Annotated in this window: 15 protein-coding genes; 9 read left to right on the forward strand and 6 right to left on the reverse strand. The window is 34.3% G+C overall.

Annotated features, from left to right (window positions below):
* Positions 1-9 precede the first annotated feature (9 nt).
* The 4 genes from C6368_RS04075 to C6368_RS04090 all read right to left on the reverse strand — a co-directional run bounded on the left by C6368_RS04075 (position 10) and on the right by C6368_RS04090 (position 2,559).
* A complete protein-coding gene (locus C6368_RS04075; RefSeq protein ID WP_107037904.1) occupies positions 10-462 on the reverse strand; it encodes a hypothetical protein in 453 nt (150 codons plus the stop codon).
* A 21-nt stretch (positions 463-483) separates the two neighbouring features.
* Positions 484-984 (reverse strand): hypothetical protein, encoded by a 501-nt coding sequence (locus C6368_RS04080; protein WP_107037905.1) that lies wholly within the window; start codon positions 982-984, stop codon positions 484-486.
* Positions 985-1,111: 127 nt separating this feature from the next.
* Positions 1,112-1,819, reverse strand: a complete 708-nt coding sequence (locus C6368_RS04085) for a hypothetical protein (RefSeq protein ID WP_107037906.1) — start codon at positions 1,817-1,819, stop codon at positions 1,112-1,114.
* A 5-nt stretch (positions 1,820-1,824) separates the two neighbouring features.
* Positions 1,825-2,559: an outer membrane beta-barrel protein gene (locus C6368_RS04090; protein WP_107037907.1), complete on the reverse strand. Its 735-nt coding sequence runs from the start codon at positions 2,557-2,559 to the stop codon at positions 1,825-1,827.
* 99 nt (positions 2,560-2,658) lie between these two features.
* Between C6368_RS04090 and C6368_RS04095 the strand changes: the two genes are divergently transcribed.
* The 5 genes from C6368_RS04095 (at position 2,659) to gyrB (ending at position 12,362) form a co-directional block, all read left to right on the forward strand.
* Entirely contained in the window at positions 2,659-5,559 is a 2,901-nt protein-coding gene (locus C6368_RS04095) for an AsmA-like C-terminal region-containing protein (RefSeq protein ID WP_107037908.1), read from the forward strand.
* A gap of 540 nt (positions 5,560-6,099) precedes the next feature.
* Entirely contained in the window at positions 6,100-7,512 is a 1,413-nt protein-coding gene (locus tag C6368_RS04100; RefSeq protein ID WP_107037909.1) for a phosphohexomutase domain-containing protein, read from the forward strand.
* A gap of 3 nt (positions 7,513-7,515) precedes the next feature.
* Positions 7,516-8,583, forward strand: coding sequence for a chorismate synthase (gene aroC / locus C6368_RS04105; RefSeq protein WP_107037910.1), 1,068 nt, complete (start codon positions 7,516-7,518; stop codon positions 8,581-8,583).
* 3 nt (positions 8,584-8,586) lie between these two features.
* Complete coding sequence (locus C6368_RS04110) at positions 8,587-9,972, forward strand: dicarboxylate/amino acid:cation symporter (RefSeq protein WP_107037911.1); 1,386 nt, start codon at positions 8,587-8,589, stop codon at positions 9,970-9,972.
* Positions 9,973-10,400: 428 nt separating this feature from the next.
* Complete coding sequence (gene gyrB / locus C6368_RS04115) at positions 10,401-12,362, forward strand: DNA topoisomerase (ATP-hydrolyzing) subunit B (RefSeq protein WP_107037912.1); 1,962 nt, start codon at positions 10,401-10,403, stop codon at positions 12,360-12,362.
* Positions 12,363-12,547: 185 nt separating this feature from the next.
* On the opposite strand, the gene C6368_RS04120 is transcribed toward gyrB, so the two are convergent.
* Both C6368_RS04120 and efp read right to left on the reverse strand, forming a co-directional pair.
* Positions 12,548-13,996 carry an alpha/beta fold hydrolase gene (locus C6368_RS04120; RefSeq protein WP_107037913.1) on the reverse strand — a complete coding sequence of 483 codons (1,449 nt, stop codon included), beginning with the start codon at positions 13,994-13,996 and terminating at the stop codon, positions 12,548-12,550.
* Between the two features lie 103 nt (positions 13,997-14,099).
* The gene (efp, locus tag C6368_RS04125) at positions 14,100-14,666 is read right to left on the reverse strand and encodes an elongation factor P (RefSeq protein ID WP_107037914.1); all 567 of its coding nucleotides are present in this window, start codon (positions 14,664-14,666) and stop codon (positions 14,100-14,102) included.
* Between the two features lie 460 nt (positions 14,667-15,126).
* Between efp and surE the strand changes: the two genes are divergently transcribed.
* The 4 genes from surE to C6368_RS04140 all read left to right on the forward strand — a co-directional run bounded on the left by surE (position 15,127) and on the right by C6368_RS04140 (position 18,728).
* Complete coding sequence (gene surE, locus C6368_RS04130; RefSeq protein WP_107037915.1) at positions 15,127-15,897, forward strand: 5'/3'-nucleotidase SurE; 771 nt, start codon at positions 15,127-15,129, stop codon at positions 15,895-15,897.
* A gap of 15 nt (positions 15,898-15,912) precedes the next feature.
* Positions 15,913-16,227 carry a hypothetical protein gene (locus tag C6368_RS17240; protein ID WP_159038428.1) on the forward strand — a complete coding sequence of 105 codons (315 nt, stop codon included), beginning with the start codon at positions 15,913-15,915 and terminating at the stop codon, positions 16,225-16,227.
* A complete protein-coding gene (gene lpxB, locus C6368_RS04135; RefSeq protein ID WP_262494853.1) occupies positions 16,221-17,348 on the forward strand; it encodes a lipid-A-disaccharide synthase in 1,128 nt (375 codons plus the stop codon). Before C6368_RS17240 ends, lpxB begins: the two co-directional genes overlap by 7 nt.
* A 195-nt stretch (positions 17,349-17,543) precedes the next feature.
* A complete protein-coding gene (locus tag C6368_RS04140; RefSeq protein WP_107037917.1) occupies positions 17,544-18,728 on the forward strand; it encodes a SpoIID/LytB domain-containing protein in 1,185 nt (394 codons plus the stop codon).
* Positions 18,729-18,762 lie beyond the last annotated feature (34 nt).

Consider the following 18,762-nt stretch of genomic DNA (forward strand, 5'->3'; position numbering starts at 1 on the left):
GAGAGAGTATTATTGTTCATCCTCATGGTGATCAGAAATAATATGATTTTGCCAGATCATTTTGTAACCGGAATCAATTACTTCAATATCATTATCGTTTTGGAATTTATAAATATTATCAGGATTACTTGCTACTAGAATTATACTACTCAAAAAAAGAAGAGAAAAAGAGAGTAGAATTGTCGTTAGGATTCTACTAGGTCTTATTTTCTTCAGGAAATGATGAACAATAAAAACAGCGGTGAACCAAAAAGTAAAATAACTTAAAATATTAATTAAAAATCCTGAAACGAAGATCTGTAAGGATAACGAAGTGTGCCATCCAGGTAGGATATAAGGAACAGGAAAACCTGTAATTATTTCATCAAATTCATTGTCAATTCTAATGTGCCACCATTTAGAAAATAATGAGAAGGAGATAATCGTTAAAGGAAGTATTAATTTCCAAATGAGTTGTTTCATTTCAAATCTGTTTACTGCTGACTATTCCTCAATCATGGAAACTGTCCCAATTAATCCAATTACTGTTGGATAATTATTATCTGCGATGTCATCAAACTTAGGATCTCTTGCGACTTTATTGATTAATTGGTACTCTATTTTAGGTTCTATATTTTTAATCTTGTCGAAGCTTTCTATATTATTCAATTCATCTGAATTCATTTGATTTAACTTAGAAACTAAGCTGTTTTCATTGAAATAATTAAAAACTTTATGCTCATCCTTTTTTGTTAAACCATGAACGCCTGTTGAAAGAATATTTACTGTGTCACCCGATTCTTGAGAAATGGCGATTAAATGAACATAATATTTTAAGTCTTGGTTGTAATCTGGTCCACGGCTGGTATAAATGATTTTTACTTCTTCTTCATTTTTTAAAGCTGTTTCGTCCATGTTGAATTTAGAAATGTTCCAATATTCATATTGAGTTTCACAGCTGAAGAAGATTAGTGCTATAAGAGCATGAAAGAAAATTTTAGTCATAATTCAATTTTTTTTGGTGTTTTCTCTATACCTTGATTTTTGGAAAAATGAATATATCTATCTTAGCTGATAATCTTTTTTCTAGAATAATTATGTCCAAATGAAGGTTGATATTTAAATTTCATGTTTAATGAAATACTTTCTTCCATTCATAATCTGGATCGTCGCAAGAATTTCGCTTGTAAACGAAACCTTCGTATTTTTTATTTGCAACATAATCAATCCAATTTCGATTAATTTTTATGTTTTCAATTAAGTCATCAACTTTTACCCAAAACAAAATATTATGACGAATAGTATAAACGTCAAAAGCAATCAACGATGGTTTGAGGTAATCTATATTTCGTGTTGTGTCATGCACTAAAATCTCTTTAATTCTAATTTCAGAAATTTTGTCAAATGTTACAGGCTCATATTTTGTCATGGGATATACAAATGTATTATTTTCATCAAGCGAATCTTTTCCCAAAACTGTTTGTATCGGTGAGTCACCTTCAGACAAATAATCGAAATATATATTGTGATAAGGAGAGTCTTTAGAATATTGAATTGAAGAGGGTAGTGGAGAGGTTAACCACTCTGAATTATCACGTCTTTTATGCCACAATCTAATTTGCCCGTCTAGTAATAATTGTTTTATTTCTTCGTAGATATCTATCGTATCTTGTGAGGGGTGAAATAAATAGCTGTCATTTTTCTTGTATATGGTTAACCACTGTTCTCGAACGCATTCTGTTGTAATAGTTGAGGGATTTAGAGAACCTGGTTTTGAAACGTCGGTAGAATTTGAGAAAAGCAAAACTGAAGCCGTGATAATAGTTAACAAAATCTTCATACCCCCTAAAAATAAATCTCCAGCCCAATATTAAACCCTAAAGCAAAAGCTTTCCTTATATATGGTGATTGAGAATTAAAATTATTCGATAATTGTCTTCTTCCTTCAACCATTGCGAAAATTCCATAGTTCTCAGAAAACTTGATTTGAGTTCCAATGGTAGCAACTGCATCTAACAAAAAGGAATTGAATTTGTCTCTTTCAATGGTTTCAACAGTATTTTCGTTATTATTGATGTCCAAGGTCGTTAATTCGTTCTTCATTCCCAAAAACGCTTTTGGTATTACCCCAATTCCTCCATAAAAAGAAATTTCATCACCATAAGTATAGGCAACTCGAATTGGGAAGGAGATGTGGCGATACGTATTTACATAACTAAAAACTGAATCTGTTTCTTTAAAATCATACGATTCTCTATTGCTTGAATAGCCAATTCCTATTTCTAATTTTAAATGTTTTGCAACTTTTGACCTCACTCCGGCATTGAATCCCGTTGTCCACTCACCAACTTCCTCGGTTCTATACCCAAGTGGTTTTGCGAATAACCCATCGTTGATTTCTAATGTTCGATAAGTATATGAAGGACTAACTCCAAAATAAAGTTCTGTGCCTGATTTTGGTGCGATAGGAATTTCTTGAATTTCAACTTCTTTGTCATCAGTAGATGAATCGTTGGTGATGATCTGTGTAGTTCCAAAAAGGCTTATTACTGAAAGTAAGAGGGTTAAAAAGTATTTCATAATATTTTAATAAATCTTGGCAATTAATAATGGGTAATTTCGTGTATTTTTGGCTAATTAAAGGAGAAATTTATAAATAAATATTCATAAAACCATTTTATGTCAACAAAGAAAGAGAAAAAGAAGAAATCTATTTTTAAAAGAATACTTAAAATCACCGGAATAACCTTCCTTTTACTAATCATCGCAATCGTCCTAATTCCAATTTTCTTTAAAGATCAGATTAAGGAATTGGCCTTGAAAGAAGCCAATAAAATGTTGAAAGCGGATATCGCAGTTGGAGATTTTGATTTAACAATCTTCACTTCGTTCCCGAAAATGAAACTGGCGTTTGACGATGTTTCAGTTACTGGAAGAAATGAATTTGAAGGAGTAAAGCTAATCGACATGAAAAGCTTTGAAGCCAAACTTGATTTCTGGAGTGTGATCAATATGGAAGACATTGCTGTTCGTTCAGTAAGTTTAGTTGAACCAAATATTCATGTGAAAGTGCTAGAATCAGGATTGACAAACTATGATATTATGAAAACTTCCGAAGAAATGGCAGCGGAGGATATCGATACGACTTCTTCGCCATTCCAATTTTCATTAGAATATTATGAAATTGTAGACGGAAATATCAAATATGATGACCGATTAGGAAATATGTTCGCGGAAATCAAAAACATTAATCACTCTGGTTCTGGAGACATGACAGCAGATGTGATAGACTTCGAAACTGAAACTGAAATCGATGAGTTGACTTACAAAATGGATGGTATGACTTATTTATCTGAAGTGAAAACAGATTTAGTCATGAATATTTTGATGGAATTCAAGGAGGGAAGCGATAAATTTACGTTGAAAGAAAATGAGCTTTCATTAAATGCCTTGAAACTATCATTTGACGGTTTTTATGAAATGTTTAAAGGATATGACATGATGGATTTGAAATTGAAAGCCGATAATACAAGCTTCAAAGATTTACTTTCATTGATTCCAGCATTTTACCACACAGGTTACGAAAGCATGGTTGCTAAAGGAAGTTTGAGTTTGAACGCTTATGTAAATGGACGATATGACGATGCAAATTATCCAGCTTGGGATGTTGCAGCGAAAGTAAATGGAGCATCGATAAATTATCCAGATATGCCAGCTTCGATTGATAATATCTACATTGTTGGTGGTTCAAAATTCGCTGGAGGTAAGGAATTGGATAAAATGACTGTAGATATTGATCAATTAAAAGCAACCTTCGTAGGGAATACGATTGATGCAAATTTCTATATGAAAAATCCAATGACAGATCCTTATATGAAGTCCAAAGTGAATCTAAATGTAGATTTATCAACTATTGGTCAAGTTTATCCTTTAGCAGAAGGCGAACAATACACAGGAAAATTAACTTCAAATATTTCAATTGATGGTAAAATGTCAACTTTGGAAAAAGGAGAATACGATAAGTTTAATGCTGAAGGAACACTTAATTTAAAAGAGTTCAAATATGCCTCAGAAGATCTAGCAGCACCAGTCGACATTCAAGATTTAATGTTTGAATTTTCACCACAACAATTGAAGTTAGCTAATTTGAAAGCTACAATGGGGAAAAGTGATTTCTCTTTGGATGGGGAAGTGAAAAACTATATGGGTTACTTATTCAATGAAGGAGATTTGAAGGGAGTTTTCAATTACCACTCAAATTTATTGGATGTTGACGAGATTATGCCACCTTCAAATGAGACTGGAGAAACGACTTCAACAGAACAACCAGCTGAAACAACCGAAACTCCAACAGGAGACGTTGAACCAATGTTAGTTCCTAAGAATATTGATTTTGTATTAAATACTACAATTAACAAAGTGAATTATGATGGAATGGATATCAAGTCTGTGAATGGACGTGTAATTCTAAGAAACGAGGAGGCTATCTTAGAAAACGTGAATATGAAAACTTTAGGTGGAGACGTTGGTTTGAACGGGAAATACAATATCCAAAATCATGCTGTTCCTAAGGTAGATTTCAGCTACAGTATCAAGGAATTAGATATTCAAGAAATTGCCAAGAATTTCATAAGTATTGAAAAATTGGCACCAATAGCTAAATATGCTTCAGGTAAAATAACTTCTAATTTCACAATGACAACCGATTTAACTCCATCTTTAGACTTAGTTTATAGTTCACTTACTGGAAATGGTTCATTATTTTCAAATCAAGTAAGTATTTCAGGATTTGGTCCATTGGATAAATTAGCTGAAACTATCAATATTCCAAAATTGAAAAAACAAACTTTGGAAAATATTCGAGCGACTTTCGAATTTACAGATGGAAAAGTAAAAATTAAGCCTTTTGATGTGAAAATGGGTAAAATCAATACAACGATCGGAGGAACAACTTCTTTCTTACAAGAAATTGATTATGAAATGAAGATGAACATTCCAAAAGAAGAAATACCAGGTAGTTTATTGAAAATTGCAGAACAAGCCATTGAACAAGCGAAGAAAATTCCAGGTTTCAAGATGAAAGAATTGCCAGCAAATATTCCAATTACTGCTTTAATTACCAACACTATTAAAGATCCTAAGGTGAACACAAACATGAAGGAAAAATTGATGGAATTAGGTGGAGACATCAAAGGAGGTGTGAAAGATTTGATAGACAATACCGTGGATAAAGCAAAAGATAGCATCAAAGGAATTGTTGACGATAAAGTAAATGAAGCTAAAGCAGCTGCTGAAAAGAAAAAGCAAGAATTATTAGATGCTGCACAAAAGCAAGCAGACAATATTAAGGCTGAAGGAAAGAAATTAGCCGACGATGCCCGAGCTGAAGCAGATAGAGGAGCTAAAAAATTAATGGACGAAGCAGGTGCAAACCCATTAAAGAAAAAAGCCGCTGAAATTGCCGCGAAAAAACTAAAAGAAAAAGCTGAAGACGCAGCTCAGAAAATTGAAAACGAAGCCAATACCAGAGCAGATAATGTGATGAACAAAGCACGCGAAAGAGCAAATGCTATCAAATAAAAAGAAAGATGATTTAATAGGAAAGGAAAGTGAGAGCTTTCCTTTTTTTTATTTTGCATAATTTTCCGATATCTAAAAACTGAAGATGGTAATTTGAAATATATACAGTGTAATATAATGGCTACTTCATATTGGTACGTGATGCATTGAATTTTTTAATATGTTGTCGTTTCCGGATTTGATGGAAACCTTGTTCTATTAGTCTAGGACCTTCTTTTTTTGCTAATTCAGACTTGATTTTGGATTTAAGTCCTGAAGCGACGGTATGATTTAACCAAGGAGGAGACTACTAGTTTAATTATTTGGGAAATGTAGCAAAGTCTTGGGTGGACGATATAATTACAATTACCCATAGATGGCATCCATGATCTGTAATCAAAGCAAATAAATGAATTGAAGCGTTCTATTCTTATCAAACCATAAACCTCAACAAATTTTCAATCAAATTATTAGGATTAATAGTTTAATAATATCATCCTTTAACTAAACATTATTATTTTAGCATTCCTAATCATAGTTAATCTTATAAAATTATAAAAGGTGGTAGATAAAATAAAATTTGGTACTGATGGCTGGAGAGCGGTTATCGCAGATACATATACGGTGAATAACGTTGCGCGTGTAGCAGTTGCAACAGCACAATGGGTGAAAAAACAAGCTGATGACCCAAGCATTGTTATTGGTCACGATTGCCGTTTCAATGGGAAAATGTTCATGGAAACTGCAATAAAAGTTTACCTACATTATGGAATTAAGGTTTACTATGCTGAAGGATTCGTTTCTACACCTATGGTTTCAATGGGGACTAAGCAATACGAAGCAAACATTGGAGTAGTTTTAACGGCTTCTCATAATCCACCAACGTACGGAGGATATAAATTGAAATCAAATTTTGGTGGACCACTTTTACCAGACAAGATTCAAGAAGTTGAAGATTTAATTCCAGATACAATTAATACAGCAATCTTATCTTCAGATCTAGAAAAAGCAATTTCAGATGGAAGATTAATTAAAGTTGATCTTGAAGGGACTTATATCAATGCGGTAAAAGAAAATTTTGATATTGAAGCTATCAAACAATCGGGATTAAGATTGGCTTTTGACGCAATGTATGGTTCAGGTCAAAATGTTTTAAAACCATTATTTCCAGATATGACAATGTTACATTGTGAGCATAATCCTGGGTTTATGGGACAAGCACCAGAACCGATCGCAAAGAATCTACAAGAATTAGAAGCATTTATTAAGTCTGATGGAAATATCGATGCAGCCTTGGCAACAGATGGTGATGCAGATAGAATTGGATTATACGGAAAAGATGGTGAATTTGTTGATTCTCATCATATTATACTTTTGTTGATTCACTATATGGTGAAATACAAAGGAATGTCTGGAAAAGTAGTTACTGCTTTTAGTTGTTCTCCTAAAATCGCTAGAATGTGTGATCATTATGGATTAGAACACCAAACAGTGAAGATTGGATTTAAGCACATTGCTGGAATAATGATTGATGAAGATGTTCTTTTAGGTGGTGAAGAATCTGGAGGAATTGCAACAAAAGGTCACATTCCGGAGCGCGATGGAATTTGGATGGGAATGATCATCTGGGAATTCATGGCGAAATCTGGAAAATCTTTAGCCTCTCTTATCGATGAGGTATATGAAATCGTTGGTTCATTCAAATTCGAAAGAAGCGATTTACATATTAACGAAGACTTAAAACAAGAAATTATTGCGAATTGTGAAAACAACGTTTATACTTCTTTTGGAGACTATACAGTTGAAAAAGTTGAAACAATTGACGGATTCAAATTATACCTTCCAAACGATAGTTGGGTGATGATTCGCCCTTCAGGTACAGAACCAGTGCTTAGAGTTTATGCTGAAGCCATCGATTTAGATGAAGTACGCAGAATTTTAAGTGCAACGGAAGCTACTTTACTTAAGAAATAATTAATGGCCGGTAATTCTATTGGACATACATTCAAATTAACCACTTTTGGCGAATCTCATGGAGAAGCTATTGGTGGTATTATTGATGGTGTTCCTTCAAATTTTGAGTTGGATTTAGAAGCGGTGCAAATTGAACTGGACAGAAGAAAACCAGGACAATCAGCTATCGTTACTCAACGAAAGGAGTCGGATACAGTACGTTTTCTTTCAGGGATTTTTGAAGGAAAAACTACAGGATCGCCAATAGGATTTGTAATTGAAAACGAAAATCAGAAATCTAAAGACTACAGTCACATAAAAGATGTTTACCGTCCTTCTCATGCAGATATGACCTACGATAAAAAGTTTGGTCACAGAGATTACAGAGGTGGAGGTCGTTCAAGTGCCAGGGAAACAGCAAGTAGAGTTGTGGCTGGTGCAATAGCCATACAATTTTTGAATCATGTGGGTATTCAAGTGAACGCTTTTGTTTCTCAAGTTGGGAAATTAAAATTAGAAGGAGATTTAACTCAAATCGTCTTACCTGAAGTAGAAAATATTGTGCGTTGTCCTGATGCTGAAATGGCTGAAAAGATGATTGACCATATCAAAGAGATTCGAAAAGAAGGAGATACCATTGGAGGAGTTGTGTTTGCTAAAATTACAGGTGCTCCAATTGGATTAGGTGCTCCAGTTTTTGATAGACTTCATGCCGATCTTGGAAAAGCTATGCTTTCAATCAATGCTGTAAAAGGATTTGAATATGGCTCTGGTTTTTCTGGTGTTGAATTGAAAGGAAGTCAGCATAACGATATTTTTCAATTGGACGGAACAACTTTAACGAATAATAGTGGAGGAATACAAGGTGGGATTTCAAATGGAAATCTTATTTATTTCCGTGTAGCTTTTAAACCTGTTGCTACAATTATGAAAGATCAAGATTCCGTGAATTCTAAAATGGAAAAGGTAACAGTTGAAGGAAAAGGTCGCCATGATCCATGTGTTGTTCCTAGAGCTGTTCCTATCGTAGAAGCTATGGCAGCAATTATCACATTAGACCATTATTTACGCAATAAAATGACGCAAATTTAGAATATGTCGAAGGAAACGAAGGATAAGAAAAAGAAACTCGCACTACACTGGAAAATCCTTATCGGGATGGGATTAGGTGTTCTATTCAGTTTATTGTTATTGACTACTTCATGGGGAAGTTCGATGACAACGATAAAAGTAAAAGGTGAAGATTTTGCTATTTCAAATGCTGAACTATTCGTTAGAAATTGGATTAAACCTTTTGGAAACATGTTCATCAATGCTTTGAAGTTGATTGCTGTTCCTTTGATACTAGGTTCGTTAATTAAAGGAGTTTCTGATCTTAAAGACATTTCTAAGTTGTCAAAAATGGGTGTACGTACCATTTTAACGTATTTGGCCACAACATTAATCGCTGTTTCTATTGGATTGATGATTGTAAATATTGTGCAACCTGGAAAGACGATCACTCAAGAAACAAGAGAAAATTTAATAGAAAATTACAGTGGAGAAGCGGGTAAGAGAATTGAAAGTGCTGCTGAACAAAAGGAAAATGGACCTTTAAGGGCGTTGGAAGATTTAATACCCGACAATATTTTTAATGCGGCCACCGACAATGGAAATATGTTGCAAGTCATTGTTTTTGCCATATTTTTTGGAGTTGGTTTGATTCTAATTCCAATAGATAAATCGGGTCCTGTTAAAGCATTTTTTGATGGATTTAATGAGGTGATACTAAAGCTCATCGACCTTATTATGTTGGTAGCGCCAATTGGTGTTTTTGCATTAATGGCTGGACTCGTTGTGGAATCACCAAGTCAAGATTTATTTGTAGCATTGTTATGGTATGCAATCAGTGTTGTTATTGGATTACTTTTTATGATTGCAGTGTACGTTTTGTTGGTTTGGATTTTTACAAAAAGAACACCAAAATTCTTCTTAAATGGAATTTCACCAGCACAATTATTAGCGTTTAGTACCAGCTCTTCGGCGGCGACACTTCCAGTAACTATGGAAAGGGTAGAGGAGCACTTAGGGGTTAAAGAAGAAGTAACGAGTTTTGTACTGCCAATCGGAGCAACAATTAATATGGATGGAACTAGTTTGTATCAAGCAGTTGCAGCTATTTTTATTGCTCAAGCCTTTGGAATGGACTTGGATTTATATGCTCAACTAGGAATAATTGCTACAGCAACTTTGGCCAGTATAGGTTCTGCAGCTGTTCCTGGAGCAGGAATGGTGATGTTGGTAATTGTTTTGGCTCAAGCGGGTATTCCAGAAGCAGGTTTAGCGTTGATATTTGCAATTGACAGGCCATTGGACATGTTGAGAACTACTGTTAATGTTACTGGTGATGCAGCTGTTTCAATGCTAATTGCAAAATCAGTTGATAAATTAGGAGATCCACAAGTAAAAGATTGGGATGATCATTACAAGAAGGAAGCCTAAGATATTAGAATAGTTATACAGGGAAGTATCTTTCTGAGCAAGTATATACTCTTATTCACTTTTCAAGCTGATACATCCTATACTGGAATCTCAATTCCATGTTTATATTTTTTATTTCGACTCAATTCTGTGTTCAGAATTATTTGATAATTTTTTCGTACAAATTTCCCTTTGAACAAAATAAACTGTCTGGCGAAATTGATCTACATTTTTAGATTTAAAATCAAGCCAAAAAGTCTAGTTTAATGTGCTTTCGACCGATTCTTCCCATTGATTTCAGAATCTACCAACAATATCCTTGAAATTGTTGATAACCCCGTTGATAAACCTTTAATTTGCGGCAATATTTCACCCGTAATTTCGTATCTTTGTTATTGTCTCAAATGTTGTCGAGACAAAAGATTACATTTTAAAAATATTTGTAACAAATGAGTGAAGCAGAAAATAATAAAAAAGATTATTCAGCGGATAATATTCAAGTATTAGAAGGATTAGAAGCTGTAAGAAAGCGTCCTGCCATGTACATTGGAGACGTTGGGGTTAAAGGATTACATCACTTGGTGTATGAGGTTGTAGATAACTCGATTGATGAAGCTATGGGTGGTTATTGTGATACCATTCGTGTTTCTATAAATGAAGGAGATTCAATTACTGTAGAAGATAATGGTCGTGGTATTCCAACTGCGATGCATACAAAAGAAAAGAAATCAGCACTTGAGGTTGTAATGACAGTTTTGCATGCTGGTGGGAAATTCGATAAAGATACTTACAAAGTTTCTGGTGGACTTCACGGTGTTGGGGTTTCATGTGTGAACGCATTGTCATCTGATTTATCAGCTGTAGTTCATAGAGATGGAAAGATTTTCCAACAAGAATATAAAATAGGTATTCCTCAATATCCTGTGAAGGAAATCGGTACATCAGATCTTCACGGAACAATTGTAACTTTTAGTCCAGATCCTAATATTTTTGAGGATGTTCACTATAATTATGATACGTTAAGAGCGAGAATGAGAGAGTTGGCTTTCTTAAATAGAGGTTTGACTATTACAATTTCTGATTTACGTGAAAAGGCTAAGGATGATGAAGGAAATTCTCCTTCAGAGGTTTTTCATTCTGAAGGTGGATTAAAAGAGTTCGTTAGATTCTTAGATAAAAGTAGAGAGCCACTTATTGAGGAGGTGATTTACATGGAAGGTGAAAAAGATGGAATTCCTGTCGAAGTGGCAATGATGTACAACATGTCTTATACGGAAAACCTAATTGCATATGTGAATAACATAAACACGCATGAAGGAGGAACTCACTTGTCAGGTTTTCGTCGTGGATTAACGCATACGTTGAAAAAATATGCTGACGAATCTGGACTATTATCGAAAGAAAAAATTGAAATTCTTGGTGATGATTTCCGTGAGGGTTTAACAGCCGTAATTTCTGTAAAAGTTGCTGAACCACAATTTGAGGGGCAAACGAAAACGAAATTAGGAAACCGGGAAGTTCAAGCTCCAGTTTCACAAGCGGTTTCAGAAATGCTGACCAATTACTTGGAGGAACACCCTTCAGATGCTAAGAAAATCGTTGAGAAAATAATCATTGCTGCTCGTGCGCGTAATGCTGCACGTAAAGCCAGAGAGATGGTTCAACGTAAAAGCGTTATGTCAGGAAGTGGTTTGCCAGGAAAGCTTGCAGATTGTTCTGAAAAAGATCCTGCACTTTGTGAAGTATTCCTTGTCGAGGGAGATTCGGCAGGTGGAACTGCAAAACAAGGTCGTGATAGATTCTTCCAAGCAATCATGCCTTTGCGTGGTAAGATTTTGAACGTTGAAAAAGCAATGCAACACAAAATCTTCGAAAACGAAGAAATTAAAAATATTTACACTGCACTTGGTGTCAGGGTAGGGACAGAAGACGATGCAAAAGCATTGAATACTGAGAAATTAAGATACCACAAGATAGTCATCATGTGTGATGCCGACGTCGATGGGGCGCACATTGAAACTTTAATCTTAACTTTCTTCTTCCGTTACATGAAAGAATTAATCGATCAAGGTTACGTTTATATCGCAACCCCACCACTTTACTTATTAAAAAGAGGTGCGAAATCTGAGTACGCTTGGAATGATGATCAACGTGATATGATTATTGAGAAATTAAGAGGTAACGCACCTAGATCTTCTGTTGGAATCCAACGTTACAAAGGTCTTGGGGAGATGAATGCAAGCCAACTTTGGGATACTACAATGAACCCTGAATTCAGAACGCTTCGTCAAGTTACTATTGATAATGCTGCTGAAGCAGATAGTATTTTCTCAACTTTAATGGGAGATGATGTTCCGCCAAGAAGAGCGTTTATCGAGAAAAATGCAAAATATGCAAAAATTGATACTTGATTTTTAATCGGAATGCATGAAAATATAAAAGCCCAATCATCAATGATTGGGCTTTTTTTGTGAATAATTATCAATGGCATGTGGACGGTCGATTTGCAAATCGCCCAAACATACACATGATGTTTGGTTATGGGTGGAGGCACAATGTTAATTTGTAACCCGTGGAGGCGCAATGCATTGCATCTCTAAGAGTTACAAAACCAATTATTGATTTTTGAAATTACAATTTCTTCTTTCTCTAAATGAGGAGCATGACCGCAATCATCTATAAAATAGGCTTCTGAATTTTCCAACAAATCCACAATTCCATTCACTTGTTGATCCGTTCCATATTGATCTTCATTTCCCTGAATAATCAAAGCTGAAATAGAATTTCCTCTAATATCTTCAGAAATATCCCAATCGATAAAGTCTGGTTTCAACCAAGTATTTGCCCATGAAAAGAATAATCGCTCAGTTTTTTCTCCATGGAAATATTCTAAACCTTTAAATTTTCCAGAATCCCATGCTTCAATTGCTGGCTGTATTCCTGCTCTGGTTTCCTTTTCATTAATGTAGTGTGCCGCCATAGTTGCAATACCTTTAACATTTGAAGGATGTTTTGTGCTGTACAATAATGCATTTGTTCCGCCATCAGAATGTCCAACAATCAACAAAGGATTTCTTAATTGAATTGATTCGATAAACGCAGGTAGATATTCCAAAGCAAATTCATGTAAATACTTGGCATTTCTGTTTTTATCTTCTGCTTCACTAAACCCATAACCTGGAAATTCAATAGTGATTCCCGGGAGATTTAATTCTGCGCATAAATTTTTAGGGAATTCTTTCCATTGTGCAATCGAACCAATTGCTTCGTGTAAGAATAGAACTACGGTTTCATTTTCGGATTTTATTTCTCCAAAAATTTGATAAGCCATTTTTCCGAATGGAGTGGAAGCCCAATGGTATTTCATACTTTCAATTTGAATTGAAATTAATCGAGCAATGTGTTTTGAATTGATAAATCCTAGCGGATGAATCATGGAAGGAATTTCAAAATAATTTCCAAATTGTAAACCATCATTAATTTTCAAAGTTTCTTCCTTACTCACCATTTTATCTTTTCCTCCTCTGGTCAATCGAACGGGAACAGTTATTTTTTCTACGCTTTTCGGAGTAATTGCTGGGTTTTCACCCAGGTTATTCATGAAATCAGCAGTTTTCTCCAATAATTCAGGTAAATAATCTCCGTGAAGCTTAATCAGATGATTGTAAAATCCTTCGGCTTTGGATGACAGGAAATCAACATTCAATGTAGCGGTTTCTTTTATGGCAGTTTCTTCCGACCAATTAAATTTTGTTCCTTGGGTTACAATTCCTAAAATATTGGATGGGTCCTCTTGAGCTGCAGCAATTGCCAAATACCCTCCTAGACTAAAACCATATATGTAAGCTGGTCCAAATTTGTTTAAGAATTTTAAAAAGTCCTTGACTAAGGCATTTATTTCAAATTCTACTTTAGAATTAGGGTAATTGCCATGATGAGGAATTTCAAAAGCTTCAATGTCAAAATCATTCTCTAATTGTGGAATGATTTCATCAAATTCAGAATAATTTCCTAATGCTCCGTGAATTAAAACTAGTTTTTCCATATAATGAATTTCAATTTGTGGATAGTACCTTACTAATTAGTTTAGACAAAAAAAGCCCAAACATAATCGTTAGGGCTTTAAAATATTTTTAGAAAGATAAATCTTATTTAATTCTTTCTACGTATTCTTTTTTCAGCGTACTTACTTTAATTTTCTCACCTATTTCAATGAATAAAGGAACTCTAATTTCAGCGCCTGTATCAATTGTTGCTGGTTTGAATGTATTTGTTGCAGTATCTCCTTTGATTCCAGGCTCAGTGTATGTTATTTCAGCCTCAATGTACATTGGTAATTCTAAAACAAGAGGATTCTCTTCTTCAGCATGGAAAAGAATTTCACAAACCATTCCTTCTCTCAAGAATAAAGGGTCTTCGATCAAAACATCTCTGATCACAACTTGCTCGTAGTTTTCTGTATTCATGAAATGATACCCGATATTTTCTTCCTGATATAAATATTGGTATTGTCTTCTTTCAACTCTAACGATGTCAATTTTATGACCAGCAGAGAAAGTGTAGTCTAAGGTTTTCCCAGATTCAATTTCTTTCATTTTTGTTCTCACAAAAGCGGGACCTTTACCTGGTTTAACGTGTTGAAATTCAATGATAGTAGCTATTTTACCATTGTGCATGATGCAAAGACCATTTTTAATATCTGATGTAGTTGCCATAATTTATTTTAATTCGGTTCCAAATATACTAACAATCCCTCAATTATCAATTATGTATTAAAAATTACGATTTACAAATTGCCAAGAATGAATTATGAACGTTCTGAATCCGGAGAAGCGTTATTTTAGAACTTCCATTTTTGAGTTAAATTTAGAGTGTTTCCAGTATAAAAAGGTGGCGATACCGTTTTTTATTGTTCACGAATTGTTTACTTACATTTATGCTTATATAGTTTTTTAGGATGATTTTAAGTTTAGAAGAGGCATTCTATTCCTTTTGAAACAATGGAATTGTTTGTCAAAAGAGCAAATGAACTAAAAGTTGTAGTCGGAATAGGAGGTCAAAAATAAAAATGATTCAATTTAACTTCATACTAAACAAAATCCCATTTTCCATACTTGTATCAATGGAAACACAAAAGATATGATTATTTTCGCAATCAATTGAAATTATAGAAATATGTCTAAAAAGCGTCCGCTTATTTTAATTACAAATGATGATGGAATTCAAGCCAAAGGTATTCGTAGTTTAATAGAAGCTGTTAAACCATTTGGTGATATCGTGATTGTTGCGCCAGATAAGCCTCAGTCGGGAATGGGACATGCAATTACTGTGAATGATGTTCTGAGAATGGAACGTTCTCCACTATATCCAGATTATGAAGCGTACACATGTACAGGGACTCCTGTAGATTGCGTGAAATTGGCAATTGCAGAAGTGATCAAGGGTAAACCGGATTTATTGGTTTCTGGAATTAACCATGGTGAAAATAGCGCTTCGAATGTTTTGTATTCAGGTACTATGTCAGCCGCTGTTGAAGGAGCGATGGAAGATATTCCATCTATTGGTTTTTCACTTTTAGATTTTGATGCGGATGCTGATTTTTCTTCTTCGCAATGGGCAGTAAAAGAGTTGGTGTCTCGTGCATTGAATGGAGAATTTCCTAAAAGTATTTGCTTAAACGTGAATATTCCTCAATTGAAAACTGAAGAAATTAAAGGAATTAGGGTTTGTCGTCAAGCAAAAGCATATTGGAAGGATAGTTTTGATGAACGTTTTGATCAATTTGGAAAACCTTATTACTGGTTGAAAGGTGAGTTTAATCGTGAAGATTGGAATGAAGATACTGATATTTGGGCTTTAGACAATGGTTATGTAAGTGTTGTGCCAACTCAGTTTGATATGACAGCATATCATGCCATAAGCCATATTAACGAATGGAAATTTTAAAATTTTTCTGACACAATGGGAGTTATAGATAATTTAGGAAAAAAGTTAGATACAAGATTGATGGGAGCCATTTTTGGAATTGGTTTGACTATTATCGGGTTCATTATCTTTTGGCAGTGGGAACATAGTGATAGATCATTTAGTCAACTATATACGCTTTTGTCTTCGAGTGAAAACAATAGAAATGACATGCTGGTTTTTTCATTGATTCCTAATTTGCTATTGTTTTATTTTAGCAACTTCCAATGGCGTTGGGATCGATTCACAACTGGTTTAGTTGGAGTGACAATTGTTTTGGCAGTGGTCGTTACATTATTGATTTTATTGTGAGAAAATTATACATTATAACAGGTGAGGCCTCAGGGGATTTGCATGCTTCCAATTTGATGAAAGCAATCCTTCAAAAAGATGAAACCATTGACTTTCGTTATTGGGGCGGAGATAATATGTCAGCCGTTGTAGGGAAACCAGTGAAACATATTTCTGAACTGGCTTTTATGGGATTCATAGAGGTTGTAATGAATCTAAGAACTATTTTATCAAATATCAATTTCTGTAAAAAAGATATTCTCGAATATAAACCTGACGCCTTGGTATTAGTAGATTACCCCGGATTCAATCTGAGAATTGCCAAATGGGCAAAAGAACAAGGTATTCCTGTTATTTATTATATTTCACCTCAAATTTGGGCTTGGAAGCAAAATAGAGTTCATACGATCAAAAAGGTGGTCGACAAAATGTTGGTAATTCTACCTTTTGAAAAAGATTTCTATGGGAAATTTGGGATGGATGTTACTTTCGTTGGTAATCCTTTACTTGATGCAGTTGAGCAATTTAGAGCTAAATCAGATAAAGTAGATTTATATGCTAAACATGGGTTAGATAAACGTCCTGTTATAGCATTATTACCAGGGAGTAGAAAACAAGAAATCAATACTAAATTGCCAATTATGCTCGAAAGTTTATCGGCATTTAATAATTATCAATTTGTTATAGCTGGAGCTCCAGCTTTACCCGCTTCGTTTTATGAACCTTTTTTGAAAAACTCAAAGAATGTTCACTTGATTCATGGAGAAACATATGATTTGTTGTCAATTGCAACAGCGGCATTAGTTACTTCGGGAACCGCAACTTTAGAGACGGCATTATTTGAAGTTCCAGAAGTAGTATGTTATAAAGGTTCATCCATTTCGTATCAAATAGCGAAAAGGCTAATCAAGGTGGATTACATTAGTTTGGTCAATTTGATTCTGCAAAAAGAAGCTGTTAAAGAATTGATTCAAAATGAGTGTAATTCTAAGTTGATTGAGAAGGAGTTAAAGCTTGTTTTACCTGGGCAAGCTAAGCATGATCAAATAAAGAAAGATTACGCCGAATTGATTCAAGTTTTAGGAGATGGTGGAGCCAGTGAAACTGCAGCTGCTCAAGTACTTGAGGTAATTAAGAATTGAAAATTACGTACTAGGATTTTTTTAGATTAAGGTACATTCTCACAGGTAGATTTTTTCTACTTTCCTTTTTGGATAACTTGTCTCGAAAAAATCGGTAGGAACAAAGGGAGAGGAATTTTACCAATTAACAATTCAGAATTGATAATTAATCTTCTCATTCAATTCTTTCTTAAATACTTGTCTTAATTTTGTTTCATGAAGCAATGTACGCTCCTTTTATTTCTGATTTCAATGTCATTTTCAGTTTTCGGAAATGAATTACAAATTGGTGTTTACCGAGGGCATACTATTCAACGAATCGATTTTTCCTATAATGTTGGAAGTTATTTGATTTATGGAGACTCGACTTCTTTTGGGGCTTTATTGCCAAACGAATTTATTTCAGTGACTAAAGTAGGAAATCGAGTGGAGCTGAAAAAAGGTGTTAACACTGTTGGGACATTCAAGAAAATAAGTTTGAAACCTACTTCTAATGAGAATGTGATGCGATTAAGACCAAGAACTCCTATTTTAAAAGAAAGAAAATACAATGATGGATTTATTGTTTTTTCTGGCTCAAAGGGTTTAACTATCGTGAATGATGTTTCTTATAATCATTACCTTGGAGGAGTTGTGGAGTCGGAAGGAGGCGGAGGAAAGCACGTCGAATATTACAAAGCCCAAGCTGTAATTTCAAGAACTTATGCTTTAAAATATATAAATAGACATCAAAAAGAAGGATTTAACCTTTGTGACCAAGTCCATTGTCAAGCATATCATAATAAATTGATATATACTGATGCGATTCGAACTGCGGTCAATGCGGTTGATGGTGAATATATAATTGACACAGTTTCGAATAGTTTGGTTGAAGGCTTTTTTCATGCGAATTGTGGTGGTCAAACCAGTAGTTCAGACTATGTTTGGAAAGAAGATATTCCATACTTGCAGCCATTTAAAGATACGTTTTGTATTTACACACGTCAAGCAACATGGGAAAAAAGAGTTTCTAAGATAGAATGGCGAAAATTCTTGGTAAATACATATTTCTACCCAATTGAAGATAGTTTGTATAGAGCCATCATTTATAATTTCGAACAAGAGGATAGAAAAGCATTCTATATAAGTCCTCATTTGGGAATTCCTTTGCGTGATATTCGTTATCAATTCAAATTAAGATCAACACTTTTTTCGTGTTACCCAGAAGGACAAGACGTTGTATTAAAAGGAAGAGGTTATGGTCATGGAGTTGGATTTTGTCAAGAAGGAGCAATGGGAATGGCCAATCAAGGATTAAATTACAAACAAATCCTGTCATTTTATTTCGAAGGAATTAAGTTTAAGCATTATTTCGAGAAAATGTTTTTTAATCAAAGTTCCTATAGAATTGGAGAGCTTTAATTAATACTGCGAAATTTTTAATACTTTCATTTGG

The organism is Brumimicrobium mesophilum (assembly GCF_003025005.1).
GTDB classification, from domain to species: domain Bacteria; phylum Bacteroidota; class Bacteroidia; order Flavobacteriales_D; family Crocinitomicaceae; genus Brumimicrobium; species Brumimicrobium mesophilum.

Bases quoted from the DNA above. Each gene is read 5' to 3' on its own strand.
- C6368_RS04075 (WP_107037904.1), bottom strand. From the start codon at position 462: ATGAAACAACTCATTTGGAAATTAATACTTCCTTTAACGATTATCTCC.
- surE (WP_107037915.1), top strand. From the start codon at position 15,127: ATGTCTAAAAAGCGTCCGCTTATTTTAATTACAAATGATGATGGAATT.
- C6368_RS04085 (WP_107037906.1), bottom strand. From the start codon at position 1,819: ATGAAGATTTTGTTAACTATTATCACGGCTTCAGTTTTGCTTTTCTCA.
- gyrB (WP_107037912.1), top strand. From the start codon at position 10,401: ATGAGTGAAGCAGAAAATAATAAAAAAGATTATTCAGCGGATAATATT.
- C6368_RS04090 (WP_107037907.1), bottom strand. From the start codon at position 2,559: ATGAAATACTTTTTAACCCTCTTACTTTCAGTAATAAGCCTTTTTGGA.
- C6368_RS17240 (WP_159038428.1), top strand. From the start codon at position 15,913: ATGGGAGTTATAGATAATTTAGGAAAAAAGTTAGATACAAGATTGATG.
- C6368_RS04140 (WP_107037917.1), top strand. From the start codon at position 17,544: ATGAAGCAATGTACGCTCCTTTTATTTCTGATTTCAATGTCATTTTCA.
- aroC (WP_107037910.1), top strand. From the start codon at position 7,516: ATGGCCGGTAATTCTATTGGACATACATTCAAATTAACCACTTTTGGC.
- C6368_RS04110 (WP_107037911.1), top strand. From the start codon at position 8,587: ATGTCGAAGGAAACGAAGGATAAGAAAAAGAAACTCGCACTACACTGG.
- efp (WP_107037914.1), bottom strand. From the start codon at position 14,666: ATGGCAACTACATCAGATATTAAAAATGGTCTTTGCATCATGCACAAT.
- C6368_RS04080 (WP_107037905.1), bottom strand. From the start codon at position 984: ATGACTAAAATTTTCTTTCATGCTCTTATAGCACTAATCTTCTTCAGC.
- C6368_RS04120 (WP_107037913.1), bottom strand. From the start codon at position 13,996: ATGGAAAAACTAGTTTTAATTCACGGAGCATTAGGAAATTATTCTGAA.
- C6368_RS04095 (WP_107037908.1), top strand. From the start codon at position 2,659: ATGTCAACAAAGAAAGAGAAAAAGAAGAAATCTATTTTTAAAAGAATA.